We start from the raw sequence: 14,103 nt of genomic DNA on the forward strand, positions 1-14,103 counted from the left end.
ACCTGTCGATGGCATTGTGGGTAGTGCCGGCCGCTGGCCGGCTCTCCGCGATCTCGATCAGGACGATGCGGAGCCGGCCAGCGGCCGGCACTACCCATCCGCGTTCAACAACATCAGCTCAGAACAGAAAACGGCGCGGATTTCTCCGCGCCGTTTTCGTTTTTCAACGTGCCCACCAACGGTGGGTACCTACCATCAGAACTTCGCGGTGAACTCCAGACCGAACGTGCGCGGCTCGTTGAGGAAGCCGGTCAGGTTGTTGAAGTCGATCGCGCCGACCACGCGCACCTGGTCGGTCAGATTGCGGCCGTACACGGCGACGTCGTACTGGCCGTAATCCCAGTTGTAGCCCAGGCGCAGGCCCCCTTCCAGCGAGGAGCGGCTGCGGAACTCCGGCGACTCGTACAGGAAGAAGTTCACGTCGCTGCGGTAGGCCCAGTCGGTGTAGACGTAGAACTCGCTGGCATCGTTGACCGGGAAGCCGGCGCGCAACGTCAGGTTGTGGATCCACTTCGGTGCCTGCGGCAGCGGGTTGCCGTTGACCAGTGCGTAGGTGCCGCCATCGATGACCGTGGTCGGGTCGGTGATGGTGCAGCCGCCGCCACAGATCGCCACCGCCAGATCCTTGTCCTTGATCTCGGTGTCGTTGTAGCTGCTGCCCAGGGTCAGCAGGACGTGGTCGGTCAGGTAGGCTTCGAAGTCCAGCTCCGCACCCTGGCCGAGGGTCTTGTCGGCATTGAGCAGGGTCGCGGTGTTGTTGGTGCCACCCACGGCGATCAGCTGCTGGCCGTCGACGTTGTAACGGAACACGTTGAAGCCCAGGCGTGCGCGGCGGTCGAACAGGTCGGCCTTGATGCCGGCCTCGTAGGAGATCACCTTCTCCGAATCCGCCTGCGAGACGCCACCAAAGGCCAGGCGGCCCTGGATCGACGGCGCGCGGAAGCCCTTGGCCACGCGGGCATACGCGTTGAGGTTGTCGGTGATCTGGTAGACGCCGCTCAGGTCCCAGCTGACGTCGTTGACGTCGGTCTTGGCGATGTACGGGCCGCTGACCGGGGTGCCGAACGGCACGGCCTGCAGCACGCTGGCGCTGAAGTCCTTCTTGTCCTGCGTGTAGCGCACGCCACCGCGCAGCTTGAAGCGCTCGGTCACGTCGAAATCGCCGGAGGCGAACGCGGCCCACGCCTTGTTGCGCTGCTGCTGCACGGCGTGACCGGTCTGCGGATTGCCCGGGGTCAGCGAGTCGTAGTTGAAGCTGTCGATGGTGACGTCTTCATCGAAGTAGAACACGCCGGCCTGCCAGTCGAAGCGGCCCCACTCATTGGATTCCACGCGGAATTCCTGGGTCCACTGGCGGTGGTGCGGCAGGCCATCGGCCGATTCGGAGGCGAACGGGATGTTGCCCGGGCCGTAGTTGCCGGCACCCAGGAAGCTGGCACCGTAGCCGCCGTCGATGTCGCCGTGGTTCAGCGATTCGGCGGTCTCGTAACCCGTGATCGAGTGCAGGGTCACGCGGCCCAGGTCCCACTTTAGGCGCGCGCTGCCGCCCCAGGTTTCCAGGTCAGAGAAGTTCTGGCCATCGGTGGAGACTTCATCGCGGTCGAAATTCTCGACCAGCTGGTTGGTGCCCGGCTTGAGGATGTTGGCGCGGAACAGGCGCGCGGTGCCGTTGAGCTTGCGCTTGTGCAGGTTGAACAGCGCTTCGACGTCATCGCCTTCGTACAGGAACTGTACGCGGGCGGCGGCTTCGTCATAGCCCTCGAAGCCCTGCGCCGGTGCGCCTTGGCGGGTGTTGGTGACCCAGTCGTCGCGGCGCTGGTACAGCGCGGACACGCGCGCCGACCAGCGGTCGGTCAACGGGCCGCCATAGGCGCCCTGCGTGTTCCAGGTGTTGTAGCTGCCGTAGGCGACCTTGATGTAACCGTCGGCATCCTGCGAGGGACGCGCCGAATCGAACTTCACCACGCCCGCCGGAGTGTTGCGGCCGAACAGCGTGCCCTGCGGGCCACGCAGCACTTCCACACCGGCCAGGTCGAACAGCGGGAAGCCCTTCAGCAGCGGGCTTTCCTGCACCACATCGTCATACACCAGCGAGACCGGCTGCGAGGCATTGAGGTCGAAATCGGTGTTGCCCAGGCCGCGGATGTAGAAACGCGGGAAGGCACGACCGTAGGACGATTCAATGTTCAGGCTCGGCACACGCGCCGACAGGAAGCGGATGTCATCGCCAGCCGAACCGAGCACGTCGAGCTTCTCACCCTGGATGGCCGAGATCGACACCGGCACGTCCTTGGCGTTTTCGACGCGGCGTTGCGCCGTGACCTGCAGCGTATCGAGGGCCACCGGATCCTTGGTGGCGGGAGCGTCCTGGGCTGCGGCCGTCAATGGCAGCAGGGCGGCGAGGGCGACAACGAGCGGGTGCACGGACGGGAAACGGCCGTGGGCAGTGCGGTTCGGGAACATGGCGTTTAGGCTGTGTTGGGAGGGGTGGTGGACCGGCGCTACCAGACAATTGTTGCAGTACAGCAACAGAGCCGCAAACAACCGCTATTCATTACCCCCTTCCGGGAGCGCACGTTGTGACGGCGGTCGCGACCCGGCATCCCCGGTCGCGGCCTGAATGCCCTGCCCCGCTGTCCCGCCGGTCCCGACAACGCTTCGGTATGCTGGCGGCCCTTGATGCCCATTCACGTTGCCACGCCGATGACCTTACTGCGCCGTACCCGCCTGACGCTGTCCGTTGCCCTGCTCGGCCTGCTGGCCGGCTGCGGCGGTGATCCCGTGCGCCCGACCCCGCCGCCGGCGGCGATCCCGGTGACCCCGGCCAAGCCGGTCAAGATCGGCATCGCGCTCGGCGGCGGCGCGGCCAAGGGCTTCGCCCATATCGGTGTGATCAAGATGCTGGAGGCCAACGGCTTCGAGCCGGTGGTGGTGTCCGGCACCAGCGCCGGCAGTGTGGTCGGCGCGCTGTATGCCAGCGGCATGGACGCGTTTCAGATGCAGTCCAAGGCGGTAGCCCTGGATGAAGCCAGCATCCGCGACGTGCGGCTGTTCTCCGGCGGTCTGGTGCAGGGCCAGAAGCTGCAGGATTACGTCAACGCACAGGTCGACAACCGCCCGGCCGAGAAGCTGAGCAAGCCCTTCGCTGCGGTCGCCACCCAGCTGGAAACCGGCGAGCGCACCGTGTTCGTGCGCGGCAATGTCGGCCAGGCGGTGCGCGCCTCCAGCAGCATCCCCGGTGTGTTCGAGCCGGTGAAGATCGGCAAGTACAACTACATCGACGGCGGCGTGGTCAGCCCGGTGCCGGTCGATGCGGCGCGCCAGCTCGGCGCGGACATCGTGATCGCCGTGGACATCTCCAGCAAGGCCAGCGGCAAGGCGCCGACCGGCATGCTTGGCATCGTCAACCAGTCGATCTCGATCATGGGCCAGCGCCTGGGCGAGCAGGAACTGGCGCGCGCGGACGTGATCATCCGGCCGAAGGTGCTGGACATCGGCGCCGCCGATTTCGGCCAGCGCAACAACGCGATCCTGGAAGGCGAGAAGGCCGCGATGGCGGCGATGCCGCAGATCCGCGCCAAGGTCCAGCAGCTGCAGAAGGCGCGTGCCGCCGCGCTGGCCCCGCCGCCGCCCACGCCCAAGTGCGATGAGCCTTCGCGCGTGGGCAAGCTGATGGGGCGCAAGGAAAAGTGCGTGTAACCCGGTAGCGCCAGGCGCTGCCCGGCTGCCTTACTCCAGCTGCGACAGCGGCAGCGCGCGGAAGTCCTTCACCGTGCGCAGCACGAAGCTGGAATTGACGTCGGCCACGCCGGCGGCATTGAGCAGCTTGTCGAGCAGGAAGCTGGAGAAGTGCTCCAGGTCGCGCACGTAGATGTGCAGCAGGTAATCCATGTCGCCGGTGAGCGCATGGCAGGCCACCACCTCATCCCAGATCAGCACGCTGTCGGCGAACACGCCGATGGCGTGCTGGTCGTGCTTCTCCAGCTGCACCCGGACGAAGGCCTGCAGGCCCAGGCCGATCTGGCGCGGCTCCAGCCGGGCACCATAGCCGGCGATCACGCCCTCGCTCTCCAGACGCTGGACCCGTCGCAGGCAGGCCGACGGGGACAGATTCACCCGTGCGGCCAGCTCGGCGTTGGTCGCGCGCCCGTGTTGCTGGATTTCCGCCAGCAGGCGCAGATCCGTGCGGTCGAACTGGGTATCTCCGGCCATTGCTGCCCCGCAACATGAGGTGGACGCAATGATCTTGCGCCAGAAGGCCATATCCGCGCAACTTTGCAAACCTCTTGCGCGTGCCCTGCCCTAGCATCGACAGATGACTTCCCAGGAGACCACCACGATGGAAACCGCCACCGCCCCCCGCCGCGTCGAACACCAGCAGACCGACAAGGGATACGTGCCGGTCTATACCACCGCCATCGTGGAACAGCCCTGGGACAGCTACAGCGCCGACGACCACGCCACCTGGAGCACGCTGTACCAGCGCCAGCGCGCGCTGCTGGAAGGCCGCGCCAGCAAGGAGTTCCTGCACGCGCAGGACGAGATGGGCATGAGCGCGCACATGATTCCGCGCTTCGACCAGCTCAACGAGGTGCTGGGCGCCGCGACCGGCTGGACCCTGGTCGGGGTGGAAGGCCTGCTGCCGGAGCTGGACTTCTTCGACCATCTGGCCAACCGCCGCTTCCCGGTGACGTGGTGGATCCGCCGCCCGGACCAGATCGACTACATCGCCGAGCCGGACATGTTCCATGACCTGTTCGGGCATGTGCCGTTGCTGATGAACCCGGTGTTCGCCGACTACATGGCCGCCTACGGCCGCGGCGGCGTCAAGGCGCATGCGATCGGCCCGGAGGCGCTGCAGCACCTGACCCGCCTGTACTGGTACACGGTGGAGTTCGGCCTGATCAACACCGACGAAGGCCTGCGCATCTACGGTGCCGGCATCGTGTCGTCCAAGGGCGAGTCGCTGTACTCGCTGGAGTCGGCGGCGCCGAACCGGATCGGCTTCGATCTGGAGCGGATCATGCGTACCCGCTACCGGATCGACACCTTCCAGAAGACCTACTTCGTCATCGACAGCTTCGAGCAGTTGATGGAGGCGACCGCACCGGACTTCACTCCGATCTATGCCGCGCTGGAGGCCAGGGACCATCTGCCGGCGGGTGACGTGCAGGACGGTGACCGCGTGTTCCAGAAGGGCACCGGCGAAGGCTGGGAAGACGGCGGCGACGTGTGAGCGCGCTGGCGGGTCCGGTATCCTGACCCGCATGACCGATGTTTTCGCTTCCCTGCGCGTGGTCACCGTCGATTTCGACGACGACTTCGTCCTGCTGACCCTCGCCGATGGCCGGCGCACCCGGCAACCCTTGCGTTGGGCACCTGCGCTGCACGAGGCCGATGCTTTGCAGCGCGCGCAGTGGGTGCTCACGCCCGATGGGCTGGGCGTGAACTGGCCGGCACTGCTTCCCGCGCGCGAGGAGGGCGTGGTCGATGTGCCGAACCAGGTGTGGGACGACCGCTACGAGGCGGCCCTGGTGCGGCTGAAATCGGCCGGATGGTCGCTTGATGCGCTGTCCGATGTAGACCAGCACCTGGTCGCGCTGTGGCGCATGGAGGCGGACATCAACAACGGGGGCTTCATGCAGTTCCTGTGCAATTGGGGCGATCCCACCTGCCAGCGCGCGTTGCAGGCGCTGCAGGCGATGGGGGCGGTGAAGACCCATGCGATCCTGGCCGGCATGCGCGGGCTGCTGGACCGCCTGGACGGGGACCCGGCCATCAAGGAGCTGCAGGACCTGTACGGCGCGATGAACGACGACGAGCAGCAGGGGATGGACGCGTTCGATTCGGCGTACTTCGAGCGGCCGGAGGATCTGGCCCGGCTGGGCCTGCTGCACTTCGGGCCCGAGCCGCTGGCACCGCAAACCTGCTAGCGCCGGGCGCTGCCGGTCAGCGCGGATACGCCAACAGCAGCACCAGATCCGATTCGCCCACCTGCTGCAGCGCATGCGAACTGCCGACGCGGGTCAGCAGCGCATCCCCCGCCGCCACGTCGTACTGCGTCCCATCCAGCACGTAGCTGCCCTGTCCGCTGACGATGTAGTAGATCTCGTCCTTGTGCTGGGGATGCAGGCCGATGCCGGCCCCCTTGTGCAGCACGCGCTTGCGCAGCACGAACGGGAGGTCCGTGTCCCCGGCGAACAACGGATACGCCGTGGTCGGCCCCGCTCCACCATGCGGGCCGGGCTGGGTCACCGCGATGTCGCGTTCGTGCACGACACGCGAGGGCTTCGCCGCATCACTGCCCTGCCCTGCACTGCGCACCTCGCAGTCGATATCGCGCCTCAGCGCCGACTTTAGTTCAGGCTGCAACGCCACCCAGTCGCGCGTCACCAGGCACGCCACCGCCGTCGCACCGGCCACGCTGAAGTGCGTGCCATCGGCCTTGTTCTGCTCGGGCACGAACATGAAATACGGCTTGGCGCCCTGTTCGCCCAACCCGCGGATCCAGCGCGTGGAACTGTCGTTGAGATCGATCAGCGCGACCTGCTCGCGCGTGGCCAGCGCTTTCACCGCCTGGGTGTACACACCGTGCGTATCCAGCAGCGAACCGAAGTCGTACAGCAGCCGCGCCACCGGGGTGATCAGCACCGGCGTGGCACCTTTGTCGCGGGCCAGCTGCACATAACGCATCAGGAACTGCGGGTACGCCGTAGCGGGATCGGTATAGCGGGTGGGATCTTCGAACTTGGCGTCGTTGTGGCCGAACTGGATCAGCAGCACGTCACCGCGCTGGAGCTCGGCGGCGATTGCGTCCAGGCGCTTCTCATCGATGAAGCTGCGCGTGCTGCGGCCGCCCTTGGCGTGGTTGCGGACCTCCCACACAGCGGGATCGAGATAGCTCTGCAGGGCCTGGCCCCAGCCGGCCTGTGGCGCGCGCTCCGGGCCGTACTCGGCGGCGGTGGAATCCCCGGCAATGAAGATGCGGTGTGGGGCACACAGCGCGCTGGGGGCCGCGAGCAGCAGCGACAGGGACAGCAGCAAACGCAGCATGGTCATGCTCCTGGGTGGAGAGCTGCCGGCCGGCGGCCGGCACTACCGGAGCCCACGATCTGCAGCGCAGATCGTGGGCGCGCCAGCGCGTCGCGAGGGTGTTACCGGGCGAGCCAACCACCGTCGACCGGCAGGACCGCGCCGTTGACGTAGTCCGAGGCGCTGGAGGCCAGGAACACAGCGGTGCCGCCGAGGTCTTCCGGGGTGCCCCAGCGTGCGGCCGGGATGCGATCGAGGATGGACTTGTTGCGGTCCTCATCGGCGCGCAGCGCGGCGGTGTTGTCGGTCGCCATGTAGCCCGGGGCGATCGCGTTGACGTTGATGCCCTTGCTCGCCCACTCGTTGGCGAGCAGACGGGTGATGCCGGCGATGCCGCTCTTGCTGGCCGTGTACGACGGCACGCGGATACCGCCCTGGAAGGACAGCATCGAGGCGATGTTGATGATCTTGCCGCGGCCCTGGGCGATGAAATGCTTGCCGGCGGCCTGCGAGATGAAGAACGCGGACTTGATGTTGACGTTCATCACGTCGTCCCAGTCCTGCTCGCTGAACTCCACGGCATCGGCGCGGCGGATCAGGCCAGCGTTGTTGACCAGGATATCCAGGCCGCCCAGGCCTTCGATGGTTTCGCGGATGACGCGCTCGACCGGCTCGATGCTGATCAGGTTCGCTTCGACCGCCAGGCAGCGGCGGCCCAGCGCGGTGATCTTGGCGATGGTCTCGGTGGGGGGCGCGATGCCGGCCACGGCGACGTCGGCACCGGCCTGGGCCAATGCGACCGCGATGCCCTGGCCCAGGCCGGTGTTGCCACCGGTGACCAGGGCGACCTTGCCTTCCAGACTGAACGGATTAGCCATTGCGTATGTAGTCCTTGTCCAATGCGTAACAGACGCCGCCGGCGCGATGCCGGCGGCGCGTCGGGGTCACTTGAGCTGGCAGATGTCCAGCACGTGCATGTCGGTGTAATCCAGGTTCTCGCCGCCCATCGCCCAGATGAAGGCGTAGTTGCTGGTGCCGGCGCCCATGTGGATGGACCACGGCGGCGACACGACGGCTTCGTTGTTCTGGATGACGATGTGGCGCTGCGCCTCAGGCTCACCCATGAAGTGGTACACGCGGTCGTTCTGACCCAGATCGAAGTAGAAATAGACTTCGCTGCGGCGGTCGTGCAGGTGCGGCGGCATGGTGTTCCAGACGCTGCCCGGCTTGAGCACGGTCAGGCCCAGCAGCAGCTGCGAGGACTGGCAGGTGGCCGGCACGATGTACTGGTAGATGGTGCGCTCGTTGCTGGTTTCCAGCGCGCCACGGTCCAGGGCCACGGCGTCCTTGATCGACAGTGCCTTGGTCTCGAAGCGCGCGTGCGCCGGGGTCGAGGCCAGGTAGAACTGGGCCGGGGTGGCGGCGTCATCGGAGGCGAACACCACGTCTTCGCTGCCCATGGCCACGTACAGGCCATCCTTCGGCCCGAGCTTGAACACGGTGCCATCGACCGTGACGGTGCCGCTGCCGGCGCCGACGTTGATCACGCCCAGTTCGCGGCGTTCCAGGAAGGCATGGCCGGCGGCCGAGGCCGGTTCGGTCTGCTTGGGCAGCGAGACCGGGCCGTTGACCGGGGCCGCACCGCCGAGCACGAAGCGCTCGTAGTGGGTGTACTTCAGGGTCACCGCATCGGCGTTGAACAGACCGTCGAGCAGGTACAGATCGCGCAGGTCGTCATTGCTGGCGCCCTTGATGGCGTCGGGATGGGTGGCGTAATGGGTCTTGCAGTACATGGCGTCTCCAGAGCAGGGGTGGGGCGATGGGTCGGCCCCGGCACGATTTCAGCTGATTGTAGCCAGTTGGTAAACCGGTGTCATTTTGCAGCGCACGATAGGTCGGGGCGGGCCCCGGCGGGCGGAATCTCCCGCAGATATCAATCCTCGGGCGGCTGGCAGGAATCGCGCACGATCAGGTGCGGGCGCACGCTGGCGTGCTGCATCACGGCCTGGCCATCGGGCTGGATCAGCATGGCCGCAGCAGTGCGGCCGGTGTCGCGGGTGTGGCGCCGCACCGAGGTCAGCGACGGCCACAGGCGCGAGGCCAGCGGGCTGTCGTCGTAGCCGATGATCGAGAGCTGGCGCGGGATGTTGATGCCCGCGCGCAGCGCGACCTTGTAGATACCGGCGGCCATTTCATCGTTCCCGGTGAAGATGGCGGTCGGGCGCTGCTTGCCCAGCAGCAGTTTCTCGGCCGCGGCCACACCGGATTCAAAGGTGTACCCGGCCTCCACGATGCGTGCCGGCGGCAGCTCGATGCCGCGCTTGGCGAGGGCATCGATGAAGCCGGCGGTGCGTTCGTGCGCCGAGCGGTAGGCACTCGGGCCAGTGACCAGGGCGATATCGCGGTGGCCCAGCGAGAGCAGGTAATCGGCCGCTTCGGCGGCACCGTCGCGGTCATGGGTGACCACCATCTGCGAGGTTTCGTCCAGCGGCAGCGAGGCGATCCGGGTGAAGCGGCAGCCGATCTCATCGAGCATGTCCACCAGCGCCTGGTCTTCGGAGGCACGTGGCACCAGGATCACGCCGTGCAGCTTCTGCTGCTGGACGAAGCGGCGCACGCCATCGATATAGCCGGGGCTGCGCGAATCGCAGGGGTGCACGACCAGCTCGAAGCTGGAGCCGCGCAGCGCATCCAGCGCGCCGTACTGCATGTCCACGATGTACTGCGCGGTCGGGTTGTCGTACACCATCCCGATCAGGAACGAGCGCCGGAACGCCAGCCCGCGGGCCAGCGGGTCCGGCGTGTACCCGACCTCGCGCATCAGTGCTTCGACCTTCTCGCGCGTGTCCTTACGCACCAGCGGCGAGTTGTTGATGATGCGCGAGACGGTCTTCTTCGATACCCCGGACAGACGCGCGATGTCGTTGATCGTGGCGGCCTTGCCTTTGGTCAATCCGTGCGGCGACGGATCGGTTTTGCTGCGCAATGACATGTCGTTCAAACCGGGGATGAGTCAGGGGATTCTAGCGGGGAGCTCAATCGAGGGCGCGGTAGCGGAAGTTCCGGAACTGGACCTTGCCGTCGCCGGCAGCATAGATCGCCGGCTTCAGGGCCAGGAACTTGCCCGCCACATTGTGATGGTAGCCGGAGACTTCCATCTGAACCGGGTACTTCTGCCAGGTTTTGCCATCGGTGCTGGAGTGGATGGTGACGATATGGCGGTTGTTGGTGACCCGCAGCCACAGCTTGCCACCGGTGGCGCTGGGGGCCAACCGGGTGGGGCGCTCCTCGCCGTAGCGGTGCATGATGAACTTCTCGCCGTTGCTGCCCACGCCCACGTACAGGCGGTCGCTGTAGAAGAGCAGGGCGCCGCCCACCGCGCCGGGCGCGATCTCCATCTCGACCTCGAACTGGTAGGCCTTGTCGCCGGCGATGGCGGTCAGCGGCGAGCTGTCGCGCGGGGTTTCGCCCTTGCCCTGCAGCACCAGGCCCTTGCCGGTGAACTGCAGGCGCTTGTACTCGTCCTGGGCCGGATTGAAGAACGACCACTGCGCACCGAGCGTGCTGCCGCGGAAATCATCGGACAAGGCCATGCCGTGCTGGCCGACCGAGGTCCCCGACGGCTTGGCGAGCGGCTGGCCGAGGTCGCCGCCCTTGGCCACGAACCAGCCATCGGCGGTCCATTCGATCGGCTCCAGCAGCGCCTGGCGGCCCAGCGTCCAGTACCCGTTCTCGTAGCCGTGATACATCATCCACCAGCGCCCGTCGGTGCCTTCAATGACCGTGGCATGGCCGCGCGACCACCACGGCTCGGCGGCCGACTGGGTGCGCATGATCGGGTTGTTCGGCGCGTTCACCCACGGGCCGTGGATCGAGCGCGAGCGCGCGGTGATCACCATGTGCCCGGTCGGCGGCCCGGCGGTGCCACCCACAGCGGTGGTCATGTAGTACCAGCCATCGCGGAAGTTGATCTTCGGGCCTTCCTGCGCATAGGCCTCCACGTCCCAGCTTTCCGGGTACTTCCAGCCGTCGTAGACGTGCTTGGGCGTGCCGACCACGCTCAGGCCGTCATCGGCCAGCTGCACGTAGTCGCCACCGCTGAGGAACAGGTAGCGCTTGCCGTCTTCGCCCACCGCATGGCCCGGGTCGATGTACCCGCCCAGGCCGATGTCGATCGGCTCGCTCCACGGGCCCTTGATGCTGTCGGCCCAGACCACGAAGTTGCTGCGGGTCTCGCCGGTGCGGGCCGGGAAATAGATGTAATAGCGGCTGCCGTGCTTGACGATGTCCGGGGCCCAGATCGCACCCACGTTCTTGGTGATCGCGTGGCCCAGTGGCTGCCAGTTGACCAGATCGCGCGAATGCCAGATCGGCAGGCCGGGGTAGGCATCGAACGAAGACAGGGTGAGGTAGTAGTCCTGCCCATCCTTGAGCACCGACGGGTCCGGGCGATCACCGGCGAACACCGGGTTGAGGAAGGTGCCGTTGCCCAGATCGGCTTGGCGCTGGTTCTCGATCCCGCGCTTCCAGTTGGTGGCCGGCTCGGCGGCGTGGCCGGCGCCGGCCAGCAGCAGGCAGGCGGTGGCGAAGCTCGCCAGGGTCTTCCTCAGGTGCATCGTCTTTCTCCCTTGAACGTATCGTGGGCCGGCCGCGCTCAGCGCGCCCCGGGCCCGGCAAGACGCTGTTGCCAGCGCGGGTACTCGGTGGTGATCAGGGCCTGCGGCCAGGTGCCGTACCAGTGATAGCCGGTGCGGCGCTCGCGCGGAATGTCGTTGAACGTGGCCACGCGTTCACCCTCGCGGTTGGCCAGCAGCACGCCACTGTCGTGCAGGTCGTGGAAGCGGCCCCACAGCAGCGGCGCGCCCGCATCGGCGACCAGGCGGCGGTCGACCGTGGTGCGGTGGAACGCGAACTGTTCCGGCGTCGTTTCGAAGGTCTCCAGCCGCCACCCGGTCAACGCGTGGGCCTGGAACCACGCCATCGCGGCGGTGACCGAGGCGACCACCTGCGGCGAAGGATCCGGGATCGACATCAGGTAGCGGACCACGCCGACACTCTCGTCGGTGACCAGCGCCGGCAGTTCGAATTTCCGCCCCTGCGCGGGCAGCAAGGTGGTGCGGTCGTACTGCCCGGCCCAGATCGTCGGCACGCCGTCCTGGCGCACCTGCAGGCGCAGCAGACAGGCGTCGCCGGCAGTGACGGCGGCGTCCACGCGGGCACGCTGATCGGCAGTGACGAACCCGAACGCCGGCTCGCGCTGGATGCGCCGGAGCGTGGTCAGCACGCCACTGGTGACGTCGTCAGCGAACGTGATGTGCCCGTGGTACGAGGTGCGCGAGGGCACCGAATGCGGCCAGCCGCCACAGCGGGGGATCTGCTCGGCGAGGATGAAATCCAGGCCGCGCACGGCCGCGTCGCGGTAGCGGGCATCGCCGCTGCGCTCGAAGGCCTCGGCCAGGTAGCTGACCTGGGTGTAGATGTTGCGGTTGTCGAAGCTGCCGCCGGGGGTGGCCTGGTCAGCCAGCACCTGTGCCTTGGCGGCATCGTCGAGGATCCGCTGCGGATCCTGGTTGACCGCCCAGCCGCCGCCATGGCGTTGCAGCGCCACCAGGGTGTCGGCGATCTGTCGGTACTGATCGGGGGCATAGCGCGGGTAGTCCGTGCCGTGCCCGCTCTGCCAATGGTTGATGCCGTCCTGGAAGCCGCGCAGCGGGATGTCCTGGCCCTGCGCCATGACGGCGCAGGGCAGGGCGATCCACAGCAGTACCGCGAGCCGCCGCACGCTTACGCGCGCAGCAGGGCGGGCAGCCACAGCGACATTTCCGGGAAGAAGGTGACGATCAACAGCACGCCCAGCGCGGCGAACCAGAACGGCCAGATCGAGCGCATGCTCTCACCGACGCTGATCTTGCCGATCGCGGTACCGATGAACAGCACCGAGCCCACCGGCGGTGTCACCAGGCCCAGGCCACCGGTCAGCACCAGCACCAGGCCGAAGTGGATCGGATCGATGCCGTAGGCCTTGGCCACCGGCAGGAAGATCGGCGTGCAGATCAGGATCATCGGCGCCAGATCCATGAAGGTGCCCAGCAGCAACAGCATGATCACGATCATCAACAGCACCATGAACTGACTGTGCGCGAACGACTGCAGGAAGTTGACCGCGGCCGACGGCACTTCGAGGTACGCCAGCAGCCAGCCGAACACGGCCGCCGTGGCGATCACGAACAGGATCACACCGGTGCTGCGCGCGGCATGGGTGACCGTGCCGAGGAACTCGCGCCAGTCGAGCTGGCGGTACAGCACGGTGGTCGCCAGCAGCGCGTAGACCACGGCGATCGCCGCGCTCTCCACCGCGGTGAAGATGCCGGCACGGATACCGATGAAGATCAGCGCGACCAGGCCCAGGCCAGGCAGCGCCGAGACCAGGCGCAGCAGCACCGCACGCCAGCCGGGGAAGATCTCCACGCCGTAACCGCGGCGGCGTGCCACGAGATAACCGGTGATCATCAGGACGACGGTCATCAGCAGCGCCGGCACGATACCGGCCGCGAACAGATCGGCGATCGACAGCCCACCACCGGCGGCGGCCGAGAACAGGATCAGGTTGTGCGACGGCGGCACCAGCAGCGCGACCAGCGCGGCGGTGATGCTGACGTTGACCGCGAAGTCACGGTCGTAACCGCGCTTGACCATCTGCGGGATCATCGTGCCACCGACCGCCGAGACGTCGGCGATGGCCGAACCGGACACACCGCCGAAGAACAGCGAGGACAGGATCGAGACCTGGCCCAGGCCACCGCGCATGCGACCGACCAGCGACGAGGCCAGCGAGATCAGGCGCTCGGAAATGCCGCCGCGCATCATGATTTCGCCGGCGAAGATGAACAAAGGAATGGCGATCAGTGAAGCCGAGCCGGTACCGGCGGAAATCTGCTGGACCAGCACCAGCGTCGGCAGATCCAGGTACCACAGGGTGGCCAGGGCGGCGGCGGCCAGCGCGAACGCAACCGGCACACCGAGCAGCAACAGCACCGCGAACACGGTGAAAAGAATGGTAATACCCATGAC

At 67.0% G+C, this 14,103-nt stretch carries 12 protein-coding genes; 3 read left to right on the plus strand and 9 right to left on the minus strand.

What is annotated here, in order from left to right:
* Nucleotides 1-195 precede the first annotated feature (195 nt).
* On the minus strand, nucleotides 196-2,463 hold the full coding sequence (locus tag ACWV8V_RS11290) for a TonB-dependent receptor (protein WP_455899769.1): 2,268 nt from the start codon (nucleotides 2,461-2,463) through the stop codon (nucleotides 196-198).
* A 240-nt stretch (nucleotides 2,464-2,703) separates the two neighbouring features.
* Between ACWV8V_RS11290 and ACWV8V_RS11295 the strand changes: the two genes are divergently transcribed.
* A complete protein-coding gene (locus ACWV8V_RS11295) occupies nucleotides 2,704-3,699 on the plus strand; it encodes a patatin-like phospholipase family protein (protein ID WP_259260791.1) in 996 nt (331 codons plus the stop codon).
* Nucleotides 3,700-3,729: 30 nt separating this feature from the next.
* Here the strand turns inward: ACWV8V_RS11295 and ACWV8V_RS11300 are convergent, their stop codons facing one another.
* Nucleotides 3,730-4,212, minus strand: a complete 483-nt coding sequence (locus ACWV8V_RS11300) for an Lrp/AsnC family transcriptional regulator (protein WP_121043838.1) — start codon at nucleotides 4,210-4,212, stop codon at nucleotides 3,730-3,732.
* Between the two features lie 127 nt (nucleotides 4,213-4,339).
* On the opposite strand from ACWV8V_RS11300, the gene phhA reads away from it, so the two are divergent.
* Both phhA and ACWV8V_RS11310 read left to right on the plus strand, forming a co-directional pair.
* The gene (phhA, locus tag ACWV8V_RS11305) at nucleotides 4,340-5,236 is read left to right on the plus strand and encodes a phenylalanine 4-monooxygenase (protein WP_259260792.1); all 897 of its coding nucleotides are present in this window, start codon (nucleotides 4,340-4,342) and stop codon (nucleotides 5,234-5,236) included.
* Between the two features lie 31 nt (nucleotides 5,237-5,267).
* Entirely contained in the window at nucleotides 5,268-5,933 is a 666-nt protein-coding gene (locus tag ACWV8V_RS11310) for a DMP19 family protein (RefSeq protein ID WP_259260692.1), read from the plus strand.
* A 16-nt stretch (nucleotides 5,934-5,949) separates the two neighbouring features.
* On the opposite strand, the gene ACWV8V_RS11315 is transcribed toward ACWV8V_RS11310, so the two are convergent.
* The 7 genes from ACWV8V_RS11315 to ACWV8V_RS11345 all read right to left on the minus strand — a co-directional run bounded on the left by ACWV8V_RS11315 (nucleotide 5,950) and on the right by ACWV8V_RS11345 (nucleotide 14,100).
* Nucleotides 5,950-7,053, minus strand: coding sequence for a GDSL-type esterase/lipase family protein (locus tag ACWV8V_RS11315; RefSeq protein ID WP_259260693.1), 1,104 nt, complete (start codon nucleotides 7,051-7,053; stop codon nucleotides 5,950-5,952).
* Nucleotides 7,054-7,154: 101 nt separating this feature from the next.
* Entirely contained in the window at nucleotides 7,155-7,910 is a 756-nt protein-coding gene (gene kduD, locus ACWV8V_RS11320) for a 2-dehydro-3-deoxy-D-gluconate 5-dehydrogenase KduD (RefSeq protein ID WP_259260694.1), read from the minus strand.
* Between the two features lie 66 nt (nucleotides 7,911-7,976).
* A complete protein-coding gene (gene kduI / locus ACWV8V_RS11325; RefSeq protein ID WP_259260695.1) occupies nucleotides 7,977-8,825 on the minus strand; it encodes a 5-dehydro-4-deoxy-D-glucuronate isomerase in 849 nt (282 codons plus the stop codon).
* A 140-nt stretch (nucleotides 8,826-8,965) separates the two neighbouring features.
* On the minus strand, nucleotides 8,966-10,024 hold the full coding sequence (locus ACWV8V_RS11330) for a LacI family DNA-binding transcriptional regulator (RefSeq protein ID WP_123731196.1): 1,059 nt from the start codon (nucleotides 10,022-10,024) through the stop codon (nucleotides 8,966-8,968).
* 43 nt (nucleotides 10,025-10,067) lie between these two features.
* On the minus strand, nucleotides 10,068-11,648 hold the full coding sequence (locus tag ACWV8V_RS11335; protein ID WP_259260696.1) for a family 43 glycosylhydrolase: 1,581 nt from the start codon (nucleotides 11,646-11,648) through the stop codon (nucleotides 10,068-10,070).
* A gap of 38 nt (nucleotides 11,649-11,686) precedes the next feature.
* On the minus strand, nucleotides 11,687-12,844 hold the full coding sequence (gene pelA / locus ACWV8V_RS11340; protein ID WP_455899770.1) for a pectate lyase: 1,158 nt from the start codon (nucleotides 12,842-12,844) through the stop codon (nucleotides 11,687-11,689).
* The gene (locus ACWV8V_RS11345) at nucleotides 12,817-14,100 is read right to left on the minus strand and encodes a TRAP transporter large permease (protein ID WP_455899771.1); all 1,284 of its coding nucleotides are present in this window, start codon (nucleotides 14,098-14,100) and stop codon (nucleotides 12,817-12,819) included. Before ACWV8V_RS11345 ends, pelA begins: the two co-directional genes overlap by 28 nt.
* Nucleotides 14,101-14,103: the final 3 nt, after the last annotated feature.

The sequence above is a fragment of the Stenotrophomonas sp. Ker107b genome (assembly GCF_053847245.1).